The sequence below is a fragment of the Parasphingorhabdus sp. genome (assembly GCF_036568145.1).
Classification (GTDB): Bacteria; Pseudomonadota; Alphaproteobacteria; order Sphingomonadales; family Sphingomonadaceae; genus Parasphingorhabdus.
On record NZ_DATCTC010000031.1, the window covers coordinates 37,232 to 49,669 of the forward strand.

The following is a 12,438-nucleotide window of genomic DNA, read 5'->3' on the forward strand; positions in this document are numbered from 1 at the left end:
CATGCTTGATACAGGATGGAAGGTAATGGTAGCGCTCAATCACTGGGCTTCGTATCCTATGCGAAGCGTAAAACTGAAGGCTCACTAATGAACCGCTTCCTTGCTATTCTTGCTCTTGCCCTTACCGCTCTGCTTGCAGGTCCGGCTCAGGCAGACCCGGCAGATATTGCTGCCGCCAGCCGCTCGGTCGTCCGCGTGGTTCTGGCCGCAACAGATGGCGATCAAGTCGCCTTTGTTGGCCATGGCAGCGGTTTCGCGGTTGCCCCTGACAAAATTGTAACAAATGCCCATGTGGTTGAAATAGCGCGCCAGGAAAAATCGGTTGTCATCGGCATTGTGCCGTCTCAGGGATCAACCAGTTATGGCGGAAGGATCATTGCTTATTCTCCGGGCAATGATCTGGCGCTGATCCAGATTGAGGATGGCGGGCGACTGCCACCCATGACAGTGTTCAGCGGTCCGATAGAGGACGGGGCCGAAGTTCTGGCAGTTGGCTATCCCGGCTCTGTGGACCGCGCGCAGGGACTTAATCTCGACGAACTCATTACCCCTATGTCCCCTGTTAAAACGCGCGGCTCTGTATCGGGCGGACGCTCCACCAAACAATTTGATACGATATTGCACACTGCGCCGATTGCCAGTGGCAATAGCGGCGGTCCGCTAATCGACAATTGCGGTCGGATATTGGGGGCAAACAGCTTTGGATCGATTTCGGATGGCAATGATGCAGAATTCGGCTTTGCTGTATCCAGCCGCGAGATCCTGTCCTTTCTCCGCAAAGCCGGCGTCAAACCTTCGATAACCGCCACTCCTTGCCGTTCTGCCGCCGCATTCAGCCTTCAGGAAGAACAGCGTGAGGCCGCCGCAAGGGCAAAGATAGAGGCTGCCGAAAAAGCCAAAACGGCAAAGCGCCTGCAGACCGAAGCCCAGCTACGCCGCTCCATCAGTGCGGATATTATCACCAAACGTGAAAATCATCTGGCTATTGCCGCGCTGATGCTGGTGCTTTCACTGGCGACTATCGGAGGCGCGGGATATCTGATGTTCAAGGATAAGCGCACCCCCGCAATCGGCACTGCCGGCGGTGCCGCATTGTTGTTGGTTGGCGCAATCCTCATTTTCCTGTCCCGGCCCAGCTTCAGTGAAATTGACGACCGCGTTGCAGCCGCACTCAAAGAAGAACTTCCCGAAGAAAAGGAAGAAGAAAATAACCGACAAACACTCGCTACTAGCGGGGTATATAAATGTAATTTGAACCTTGACCGCAGCCGGATCACCGTGTCCGAAGTTGACTCTCTGGATCTGGAATGGACAGAAAGTGGCTGCGTCAACGGCCGCACCCAATATGCCCCTGATGGTGGCAAGTGGTCGCGGATTTTCGTGCCCAATCAGGAACAGACTGTCACAATAAGCAGCTTTAATCCGGCAACCGCAGAATTCACGACCGAGCGTTACCTTCTTGGCCTGGCCGCAATGTCCCGTGCCCGCGACATTCGCCAGCAATATGGCTACAGAAGTTGCACCACCGATGAAAGGGCACTTTCCGAAATTGCCGAGATGGTGAAATCCATCCGAAGTGAATTGCCGCCGCAAACCAACGAACGGCTGGTTTATGAATGCGAAAAATTGTCGCAATGATGAAAGCTGTGACAGCCACCTGAGAAGTGAGATCGGATATTCTTTGATGGATGGGCTTTTTATGAATTGGCCTTTGATGGACCCTAATTAATGGATGTGGTAAAAAGAAAGAAACTGGTTTCGGGATTACCGGTAAATGGTAATATAGTTTCGCAAAGGATTTCCGATGACCGATGCAAAGGATGCCCCAGAAGCACCTGACTATTCCGGATTGAAAGCTGTCTTTATCAACTGCACGCTAAAGCCGTCGCCATCATTCAGCCACACCGAATGCCTGATGGATGTTGTCCGAAAAATTATGGAAGATGCCGGCGTAGCGGTTAAATGCTATCGCAGTGCCGATCATGCCATTGCCCCCGGTGTTTATCCCGACATGACCAAAGAAGGTTTTGACGAGGACGCATGGCCCGAAATTTCCAAAACGGTAATGGCCAGTGATATTCTGGTTATCGGTACCCCAATCTGGCTTGGCGAAGTATCGTCTGAATGTCGCAAGATAATTGAACGGCTCTATGCCCATTCCGGCGAGACTAATGATAAAGGGCAATATATTTTCTATGGCAAAACCGGCGGCTGTATTGTCACAGGCAATGAAGATGGTGTGAAACATTGTGCCATGAGCACGCTCTATTCCCTCGCCCATATTGGATATACCATTCCGCCGCAGGCCGATGCGGGTTGGATTGGCGCCATCGGCCCGGGTCCATCCTATGGCGATAAACAGGATGATGGCAGCCGTGTCGGTTTCGATAGTGATTTTACACAGCGTAATGCGACATTCTTGGCATGGAACCTGATGCACATGGCCAATATATTGAAACAGGCGGGCGGTATTCCCCAATATGGCAATTCGCGCGACGCGTGGGATGAGGGTGTCCGCTATAATCATCCCAACCCAGAATATCGGTAATTGCTCGGATCTAGCCGGCGCCTACTAGCCAATCACAATCGTCATTCCCGCGAAGGCGGGAATCCAGCTTTCTAACCTTCAATGTGTCGATGTCTTTTGAGAGATTCCCGCCTTCGCGAGAATGACGGAGTTTCCATAGTGCCGGAAGTCGTGAAGCTAATGCAGCATCAGGCCGAGCTGCCGTCAGTTTCCAGATTCCTTTTTCAGCAACCGCTCTTTGATATCCAGTCCATAAGCATAGCCGCCCATAGTGCCATCGCTGCGAACCACGCGGTGACAGGGAATCAGGACGGCGACATTATTGGCGCCATTCGCACTTCCCACAGCACGCACCGCTTTGGGCTTGCCAATCGCGGCGGCAATCTCAGCATAGCTGCGCGTCTCGCCGAGCGGAATTTTCCGAAGCTCTTGCCAGACCGCTTCCTGGAATGCCGTGCCCTGCACGTCCAGCGGGATATTATGCGGCCGGTTGGGCTGCTCAACCTGACTGACAACGTCATCCAGCAGTTTCCCGAACGCTGGATTCCCCTGCTGCAAATCAGCCTTGGGGAAGCGTTTGCGTAGCTCTTGCTCCCCTTCGTTGAAAGACAGGCAGCAAACACCCTTGTCAGTCGCTGCAACCATCATCGAGCCAAGCGATGTTTCGACTTTGGCCCAGTGAATTGCGACTCCTGCCCCGCCATTTTTCCAGGCACTGGCTTTCATGCCCATTTTCTTTTCCTCATAAAATCGTGATGCGGAACCATAACCTGCATCGTAAATAGCATCTGTTACAGAAGCTCCATCCTCAAGCGCGTCTTTCATCCGTTCGGAGCGTAAAGCCCGGCCATAGGCAGCGGGTGACAATCCGGTTTCGCGTTTGAATATTCTTTGCAGGTGCGTTGGCGAATAGCCTGTAAGCTTTGCAAGCTCGTCCAGCTTGGGCGCCGTTTCGAGCATTCTAATCGCATCGATGACGGCTTTTACCGCTGCCTCATCGCGCGCCACGTCATTGGGCCGGCATCTGAGGCATGGCCGAAGCCCTGCCGCCTCTGCTTGCTCCGGTTTTGCAAAAAAACGCACATTCTCTCGCTTCGGATGGCGCGCGGCACAGGAAGGGCGACAGTAGATTCCCGTGCTCAAAACGCCGGTAACAAATTGCCCGTCGAAGGAACGGTCGCGGGAGCACACCGCTTTCCAGGCCTGGTCGCTATCTACATGTTCGCGTGTCATGCTTCGAATCTCTCCACTCGCGCGGCAAACAACCGTACGCTGCATTGTGGACATCTATATAGGCCACCTCGTCCAATTCGAACAATTCCCGAATAGACTTATCGGCATTCCCAGACAACGACAGCATGGCCGTTTTTAGCATCGCGTCCTTGCCAAAGGCCCGCATTGCCAGGTTACGATCCTGAAAAACGGGCGGTATTTCATCGATATAATGCGCGGCTTCCGTTAATCCTGTCCGGATAAAAATGGCGTATGCACTGCGGTACGGGCTGTCCACATCATGAGAGACGTGGTGAAAGAGAATGATTTCCTCACCCACTTCGGCATCAGCCAGCGATATCCGGCACGGAAAGCCGGGCTTGCTTGTCGCTACCATCCGGACAGCGCCCAGTGTGGTTAGTTGTGCGTCGTCTATTCCTTCAAATGGCTCGGCGAGCCTAGGACTAAGGCCGCTAATCTGATATGTCACAAATTCTCTCCATGCTGTTTGATAGGAGGAATTTACACAGTATCCGGCAACGCTGCTTCCCGTATCTTGCGCTCAAAGCAAATTTATATCCGGCAGCGTTTTAGTATATTGTAAGCCCCTGCCGACGTCCTCTGCACGAACGTCGGTCGCAGTTGCAAATCTTGTCACAACCAGCTTGTTAAAAATCATTCCCAAAGCCATCTTGCGTCGCAGCAAAATGGTTGCTAGACGCCGCCCAACCTAAGGCGAGATGCACAGTATTTCACCTGTCAGGAGTCATGATCACTTAGCAGTTTTTTGACCCGGTTTTCAGGTCAATGAATATATACGAAGTAACGAAGGAGTTAGCAGGCGCGTGGAGAATTCCAGCGGCATTAGAGCGAGTTTAGCAGGGCGTTACGCCACTGCACTGTTCGCCTTGGCCACCGAAAACAAAGCCATCGACAAAGTCGAAGCAAGCCTCGCTTCACTCGGCAAGGCCGTGAGCGAATCGGACGACCTGAAGGCGCTGATCAGCAGCCCGGTTTTGTCCCGTGCGACTGCTGCCACAGCAATTGCCGCTCTCGCAAAGAAAATGAAGCTGGATGGCCTGACCACCAATACGCTGGGTGTTCTTGCGGCCAATCGCCGTCTAGACCAGATACCGGCCATCATTCGCGCCTTTACAACTCTGGCGGCCAACCATCGCGGTGAAGTTACTGCAGAGGTAACCTCCGCCCATCCAATGGATGATGCACAAATTGATGCGCTGAAAGCGCAGCTGAAAAAACGTGTGGGGAACGATGTATCGGTTTCCACCTTTGTTGATCCGTCCATTCTGGGCGGTCTGGTCGTCAAAATTGGCAGCCAGATGATCGACAATTCAATTAAAACCCGTTTGAACACGCTTTCCCAAGCCATGAAAGGCTAATGGCTCAGGCCATAAAGGACTAAAGGAAGAGAATAATGGATATTCGCGCCGCAGAAATTTCAAAGGTCATCAAGGACCAGATCGCCAATTTTGGCAATGAAGCCGAGGTTTCCGAAATCGGAACCGTTCTGGCTGTTGGTGACGGCATCGCCCGTATCCACGGTCTGGACCAGGTGCAAGCCGGTGAGATGGTTGAATTTTCCAACGGTATTCAGGGCATGGCGCTGAACCTCGAAGCCGATAATGTCGGTGTCGTGATCTTTGGTTCTGACTCAGAAATTAAAGAAGGCGATGTCGTCAAACGGACCGGAACTATTGTGGACGTTCCTATCGGTAAAGAACTGCTTGGCCGCGTTGTTGACGGTCTTGGCAATCCCATTGACGGCAAGGGTCCGATCAACACTGACAAACGTAGCCGTGTTGAAGTCAAAGCGCCGGGCATCATCCCGCGTAAATCGGTGCATGAGCCTGTTCAAACCGGCCTGAAGGCGCTTGACGCTCTGGTTCCCGTTGGCCGCGGCCAGCGCGAATTGATCATTGGTGACCGTCAGACGGGTAAGACCGCCGTCGCCATCGACACGTTCATCAACCAGAAAACAGTCAATGCCGGTGATGACGAAAGCAAAAAGCTATACTGCATCTATGTTGCTGTCGGCCAGAAGCGTTCGACCGTTGCACAGATCGTGCGTCAGCTCGAAGAAAACGGCGCGATGGAATATTCGATCGTTGTTGCTGCAACCGCTTCCGAGCCTGCTCCGCTGCAATATCTCGCACCTTATACCGGTGTGACCATGGGTGAATATTTCCGTGATAACGGCATGCACGCCTGTATCGTTTATGACGATCTTTCCAAACAGGCTGTGGCTTATCGCCAGATGTCCCTGCTTCTTCGTCGCCCACCAGGACGCGAAGCTTATCCCGGCGACGTTTTCTATCTGCATAGCCGTTTGCTGGAACGCGCCGCGAAGATGAACGAAGATAATGGCTCAGGTTCCCTGACCGCTCTGCCGATCATCGAAACACAGGCCGGTGACGTTTCCGCCTATATTCCGACCAACGTGATTTCGATTACCGACGGTCAGATCTTCCTCGAAACCGATCTGTTTAACCAGGGCATCCGTCCCGCGATTAACGTGGGTCTGTCGGTTTCCCGTGTGGGTTCTGCGGCGCAGACCAAGGCGATGAAAAAGGTTTCCGGCTCGATTAAGCTGGACCTTGCTCAATATCGTGAGATGGCGGCGTTCGCGCAATTTGGTTCTGACCTTGATGCGTCCACGCAAAAATTGCTGGCACGTGGTGAGCGTTTGACCCAGCTTTTGAAACAGGCGCAATTCTCTCCGCTGCCGTTTGAAGAACAGACCGCCTCTATCTACGCGGGCACCAATGGTCATCTGGACTCAGTCGCAGTGACCGACGTTGTGCGCTACGAAGAAGCCATGCTGGCCCACATGCGTAGCCAGCACGCCGACATTCTGACAACGATCCGTGAAAGCGGTGACCTGGCAGACGACACCAAAGCGAAGCTGGAAGATGCTTTGGCAGCCTTTGGAAAAAGTTTCGCGTAACCTTCGAAGCTCGTTATCCTGAACCAGTTTCAGGATAATGGGCGGCGAATTTGGATTTTGGAGTAAGTGACTAGCTATGGCCAGTCTTAAAGAACTGAAAGACAGGATCGGGTCGGTCAAATCGACCCAGAAGATCACCAAGGCCAAAAAGATGGTGGCCGCCGCAAAATTGCGCCGTGCACAAATGGCAGCGGAAGCCGCTCGTCCATATGCCTCGGAAATGGCGAAGGTCATGGCGAGTCTTGCCGGCAAGGTAACGGTGGATGAAAACTCACCCAAGCTGCTGGCTGGTACTGGCAAAGATCAGGTCCACCTTTTGGTGGTGGCAACCTCGGACCGCGGTCTTTGCGGTGCGTTTAACGCCAATATCGTCAAGGAAGCACGCTTGAAGGCGGAAAAACTGATCGGGGAAGGCAAGACTGTCCTTTTCTATATGGTTGGCCGCAAAGGTATTCCTGTCATCAAGCGCATATATCCCAAACAGATATTGAAGCATTTTGACACGACCGAAGCGAAAACACCGGGCTTTGACGAAGCCAAGGCCATCGCCGAAGATTTGACCGCTATGGTTGAAGAGGGCCAGTTTGACGTGGCCCATCTCTTCTACTCGAAATTCAAATCCGCGCTTGTACAGGAACCAACCGCACAGCAGATCATTCCGGTTGCGCTCGACACTTCAGGCGAAGCATCTGATGCTGCTGTTGAATATGAACCGGACGAGCAGGAAATTCTCAACGAGTTGCTGCCTCGCAATCTGACCACCCAGATTTTTGGTGCCTTGCTGGAAAATATGGCGTCAGAACAGGGCGCGTCGATGACCGCGATGGATAACGCGACCCGCAATGCCGGTGACCTGATCGACAGCCTGACCATCGAATATAACCGCAGCCGTCAGGCCGCAATTACGACTGAATTGATTGAAATTATCGCTGGCGCAGAGGCGCTTTAATATCTGTGTTCCCGCCAATGCGGGGACCTGTTGCAGACTGATCCTTCCGCTTTTGCGAGGGATAAAAGAATGAAGGCTAAAGGACGAATATAATGGCAAAAACCAACAATGTAGGCCGCATTTCACAGGTTATCGGCGCTGTCGTCGACGTGACCTTTGATACAGACATACCGGCAATTTTGTCGGCTCTGGAAACAGACAATAACGGCAACCGGCTTGTGCTTGAAGTTGCCCAGCATCTGGGCGAAAACACGGTCCGCACTATCGCCATGGACGCGACCGAAGGTTTGACCCGTGGTCAGGAAGTCACCGACACCGGCGCACAGATCATGATGCCTGTTGGTCCTGAAACTCTCGGCCGTATCATGAACGTGATTGGTGAACCGATTGACGAGCTTGGTCCGATTGGTGCAAAAAGCTCTGCCCCCATTCACGCAGAAGCGCCTCTCTTCGTTGACCAGTCTACAGACAGTGAAATCCTCGTCACCGGCATTAAGGTTGTCGATTTGCTCGCGCCTTATGCAAAGGGCGGCAAGATTGGCCTGTTCGGCGGCGCCGGCGTTGGCAAGACCGTTCTTATTCAGGAACTGATCAACAACATTGCCAAAGGCCATGGCGGCACGTCCGTGTTCGCCGGTGTGGGTGAACGTACCCGTGAAGGTAACGACCTTTATCACGAATTTCTTGATGCAAATGTTATCGCCAAGGACGCAGACGGCAACGCAACCTCCGAAGGTTCCAAAGTGGCCCTCGTTTACGGCCAGATGAACGAGCCTCCTGGAGCGCGTGCCCGTGTTGCTCTGTCCGGACTGACCATTGCGGAATATTTCCGTGACCAGGAAGGCCAGGACGTTCTGTTCTTCGTCGATAACATCTTCCGCTTTACGCAGGCTGGTTCCGAAGTGTCTGCACTTCTGGGCCGTATTCCTTCGGCTGTGGGCTATCAGCCAACCCTGTCCACTGATATGGGTCAGCTGCAAGAGCGTATTACTTCGACCAATAAAGGTTCGATTACATCGGTTCAGGCAATTTATGTTCCTGCCGATGACTTGACCGACCCTGCACCTGCAACCTCGTTTGCCCACTTGGACGCAACCACCGTTTTGAACCGTGCGATTTCGGAGCTGGGCATCTACCCTGCTGTTGACCCGCTCGATTCAACTTCCCGTGTTCTGGAACCACGCGTTGTGGGTCAGGAACATTATGATACGGCCCGTGCTGTTCAGGAAACACTGCAGAAATATAAGTCGCTGCAAGACATTATCGCTATTCTCGGCATGGATGAACTTTCCGAAGAAGATAAGCTGATCGTTGCCCGTGCTCGTAAGATTCAGAAATTCCTGTCTCAGCCGTTCCACGTTGCAGAAGTCTTTACCGGCATCCCCGGCAAGTTTGTTGACCTGGCCGACACCATTAAATCGTTCAAAGCGGTTGTGGATGGTGAATATGATCACCTTCCTGAAAATGCCTTCTACATGGTTGGCGGCATTGATGAAGCGATTGAAAAAGGCAAGAAACTGGCTGCGGAAGCGGCTTAATTATAAATCCCCTCTCCTTTGCGGGGAGGGGAATGGCTGGGGCTGATCTGTTACAGTTCCGCCCGTTACATTCGGAAATGCTGGCATCGGGCCAGCTTTCCTCATCACCCTGCCCTTTCTTTGAAAGGGAGGGGTCGGAGACACTTAGATGGCGAACCTACATTTCGAACTCGTGACACCAGAAAAGCTCGTCCGGTCGGATGATGTTTATATGGTTGTTGTGCCGGGCGCAGAAGGCGACTTTGGTGTGCTGGCCGGTCACGCCCCCTTTATGTCCACTATCCGTGACGCAGAGCTTTCTATCTATGCCAGCGAAGGCGCAGAGGCAGAAGTCATCTCTGTCCAGGGCGGTTTTGCCGAAGTGAATGAAAAGGGCCTGACGGTTCTGGCTGAAGCTGTTTCCTAACTAGCCTCGCTACCTCCACATTTTTCACCCGTTCCGTTAGTCCTGAGCTTGTCGAAGGACGTTTCTGGGTTAAGCGCGGCATTGATACTATAGCCCCCCTTCGACAGGCTCAGGGTTACGGAAATCTTCACAACAAATTCAAGAACCTTAAGCTGGGAGCAATCAAGCTTCCAGCACCGTCGCGGCTTTGCGTTCGCTACGCCATAGGAACAGTCCGCTCAACAAAATCAAACTGCCGCCGACAAGGGCCAGCGGGTCAATCGGATCACCAAATATGAATACACTAATCGCCGATGCCACGATTAGCTGTACATAGACAATCGGCGCAACGGCAGCAGCCGTCGTGCGCATAGTCGCCATATAAAGAAGGAAGTGGCAGCTCGTCGCGGTTATAACGACAATCGCGCAGCGCAGCACAACGTCCCAGTCCGGAGCGCCGGGAACATACATGGATGGCAAGAGGAAATGCCCCGCCGTGGCGGCGATAGTCAGGAATATTGCCGCCCAGAACGCAATGTAGAATTGCGCTGCAAAAATGGACCTCTGGCTCGATACCATGCGGTTGAGGATCAGCATTGACGACATCGCCCCCGCTGCAATTAGCGGTAAAACCGCGACCCAGCCAAAGGCTGCGACATTGGGGCGGAGCATTATCAGCACACCGCCAAAGGCCACAATCGTCGCGCTCCATGTCGAAGACCGCATCTTTTCCTTCAAAAACCATCCCGAAATCAAAGCGGTCAGGATAGGACTGACAAACGATATCGCCACGGCATCAGCCAGGGGCATGACATAAATTGCGGAAAAGAAACTTAAAGTCACGACAGCCAATGATAATCCTCTGGCAGCGTGCAACCCGGGGCGGCTGATCTCGAAACCGGCTCTGCCTTCTCTCCAGAAAAGAATGGCTGCAAGAGCGAGTGCCCCCATGGAAAAACGAAGTGCAGCTACCGCCGGGGCGGGCCAGTCGCCGGCCATGGACTTGATGATAGCGTCACCAACCGGGAATCCGGAGAACGCAATCAGGGCAAGCAAAATCCCGCTGCCTGAACCGCTATTTGCCCCAGCCTTTTCCGGTGCTTGTCCATCACGCTTACCTGCCTGCACAGCCCATCCCGTCATTAGAGTTCAAAGCCGTCGATTGCAGGCTATCCGCCATTAAAACAACCATCATTTTCCGAACGTATCAATTTAGATGAAGTCAAACTGCCTCGTCTGATTATCCGATAATTAACCATTTTCGGCCATAGTATTATTTAATCGATTGGGAACGCATTATTTCCGGCGGAGAGACATGAGCGCATTTGGTAAGAAAAATGGATTGGGTGGCGGGCGATCGTCATTTGGCGTCGCTAAACCAATGTCTGGCAGTGGCGGGTCAAGGCGGGAAGACACCCATAAAGCGGTTGGCGGCGGTCAATTCCCCCCCATAGACACGGTTCCTCTTCCCGGGGAGCAGCGCAGTAATATTATTCCCGAACCGCCAGTTGTTAGTGCTCCGGATAAAGATGACGCCATGTCGCGCCTTGCCGAGCGTTCCAACGCAATCGCGGATAGCGGTGACAAGGATGAAGGCTTTGGCGCTTCGGTCCACAAGATCAAAGAACAGGTTTTACCGCGATTACTGGAACGGGTTGATCCGGAAGCTGCCGCGACGCTCAACAAGGAAGAGCTGACCGAAGAATTCCGCCCGATCATCATGGAAGTGCTGACCGAGCTGAAACTGACGCTGAACCGGCGAGAGCAATTTGCACTTGAAAAGGTGCTGGTTGATGAACTACTCGGCTTTGGTCCATTGGAAGAGTTGCTCCAGAATCCCGATATTTCGGATATCATGGTCAACGGCCCGGAACAGACTTATATCGAGATCAAGGGTAAGCTGGAAGTCGCGCCAATCAAGTTTCGTGATGAAGAACATCTGTTCCAGATTGCCCAGCGTATCGTGAACCAGGTTGGCCGACGTGTTGACCAGACCACACCGCTTGCCGATGCCCGGCTTGCCGATGGTTCCCGTGTAAACGTTATCGTGCCCCCGCTCAGCCTAAAAGGCACGGCGATCTCCATTCGTAAGTTCTCCGAAAAGCCCATTACGCTTGATATGATGCAGGGCTTTGGCTCAATGTCGACACAGATGTGCACGGCGCTGAAAATCGCCGGAGCCTGCCGCTTTAACGTAGTTATATCCGGCGGTACGGGTTCGGGTAAAACGACCATGCTCAACGCTATGTCGAAAATGATCGACCCTGGTGAGCGCGTGCTGACCATCGAGGATGCTGCCGAGCTTCGCTTGCAGCAACCGCACTGGTTACCGCTTGAAACCCGCCCGCCCAATCTGGAAGGCGAAGGTGCGATTACCATTGGCGATCTGGTGAAGAACGCTCTTCGTATGCGGCCGGACCGGATCATCCTGGGTGAGATTCGCGGCGCGGAATGTTTTGACCTGCTCGCTGCCATGAACACGGGCCATGATGGTTCCATGTGTACGCTGCACGCCAATAGCCCGCGCGAATGTCTTGGGCGTATGGAAAACATGATCCTGATGGGCGACATCAAGATCCCCAAAGAAGCGATTTCACGCCAGATTGCGGAATCTGTTGATCTGATCGTTCAGGTGAAACGCCTGCGCGACGGTTCTCGCCGGACCACCAACATCACCGAGGTCATCGGGATGGAAGGCGATGTGATCGTGACGCAGGAGCTATTCAAATATCAATATCTGGACGAAGATGCCGACGGCAAGATTATCGGTGAATATCAATCCGCTGGCCTGCGCCCCTATACGCTTGAAAAGGCACGGCAATATGGATTTGAACAGCCGTTTCTAGAGGCTTGTCTTTAAGT

Annotated in this window: 11 protein-coding genes; 8 read left to right on the forward strand and 3 right to left on the reverse strand. The window is 53.1% G+C overall.

Annotated features, from left to right (window positions below):
- The first annotated feature begins 87 nt into the window (after positions 1-87).
- Positions 88-1,638, forward strand: a complete 1,551-nt coding sequence (locus tag VIN76_RS11745; RefSeq protein ID WP_332042040.1) for a S1C family serine protease — start codon at positions 88-90, stop codon at positions 1,636-1,638.
- Positions 1,639-1,804: 166 nt separating this feature from the next.
- A complete protein-coding gene (locus VIN76_RS11750; RefSeq protein WP_332042041.1) occupies positions 1,805-2,548 on the forward strand; it encodes a flavodoxin family protein in 744 nt (247 codons plus the stop codon).
- Between the two features lie 183 nt (positions 2,549-2,731).
- Here the strand turns inward: VIN76_RS11750 and ada are convergent, their stop codons facing one another.
- On the reverse strand, positions 2,732-3,760 hold the full coding sequence (gene ada, locus VIN76_RS11755; protein ID WP_332042042.1) for a bifunctional DNA-binding transcriptional regulator/O6-methylguanine-DNA methyltransferase Ada: 1,029 nt from the start codon (positions 3,758-3,760) through the stop codon (positions 2,732-2,734).
- Positions 3,738-4,229: a DUF1203 domain-containing protein gene (locus VIN76_RS11760; RefSeq protein ID WP_332042043.1), complete on the reverse strand. Its 492-nt coding sequence runs from the start codon at positions 4,227-4,229 to the stop codon at positions 3,738-3,740. Before VIN76_RS11760 ends, ada begins: the two co-directional genes overlap by 23 nt.
- 355 nt (positions 4,230-4,584) lie before the next feature.
- Between VIN76_RS11760 and VIN76_RS11765 the strand changes: the two genes are divergently transcribed.
- The 5 genes from VIN76_RS11765 to VIN76_RS11785 all read left to right on the forward strand — a co-directional run bounded on the left by VIN76_RS11765 (position 4,585) and on the right by VIN76_RS11785 (position 9,597).
- Entirely contained in the window at positions 4,585-5,139 is a 555-nt protein-coding gene (locus VIN76_RS11765) for a F0F1 ATP synthase subunit delta (RefSeq protein WP_332042044.1), read from the forward strand.
- A gap of 35 nt (positions 5,140-5,174) precedes the next feature.
- Positions 5,175-6,704, forward strand: coding sequence for a F0F1 ATP synthase subunit alpha (gene atpA / locus VIN76_RS11770; RefSeq protein WP_332042045.1), 1,530 nt, complete (start codon positions 5,175-5,177; stop codon positions 6,702-6,704).
- Between the two features lie 76 nt (positions 6,705-6,780).
- Entirely contained in the window at positions 6,781-7,653 is an 873-nt protein-coding gene (locus VIN76_RS11775) for a F0F1 ATP synthase subunit gamma (RefSeq protein ID WP_332042046.1), read from the forward strand.
- 92 nt (positions 7,654-7,745) lie between these two features.
- A complete protein-coding gene (gene atpD / locus VIN76_RS11780; protein ID WP_332042047.1) occupies positions 7,746-9,191 on the forward strand; it encodes a F0F1 ATP synthase subunit beta in 1,446 nt (481 codons plus the stop codon).
- Positions 9,192-9,339: 148 nt separating this feature from the next.
- Positions 9,340-9,597: an ATP synthase F1 subunit epsilon gene (locus VIN76_RS11785; RefSeq protein WP_332042048.1), complete on the forward strand. Its 258-nt coding sequence runs from the start codon at positions 9,340-9,342 to the stop codon at positions 9,595-9,597.
- 162 nt (positions 9,598-9,759) lie between these two features.
- Here the strand turns inward: VIN76_RS11785 and VIN76_RS11790 are convergent, their stop codons facing one another.
- Positions 9,760-10,719, reverse strand: a complete 960-nt coding sequence (locus VIN76_RS11790; RefSeq protein WP_332042049.1) for a DMT family transporter — start codon at positions 10,717-10,719, stop codon at positions 9,760-9,762.
- 172 nt (positions 10,720-10,891) lie between these two features.
- On the opposite strand from VIN76_RS11790, the gene VIN76_RS11795 reads away from it, so the two are divergent.
- Positions 10,892-12,436, forward strand: a complete 1,545-nt coding sequence (locus VIN76_RS11795; RefSeq protein WP_332042050.1) for a CpaF family protein — start codon at positions 10,892-10,894, stop codon at positions 12,434-12,436.
- The last annotated feature ends 2 nt before the right edge of the window (positions 12,437-12,438 follow it).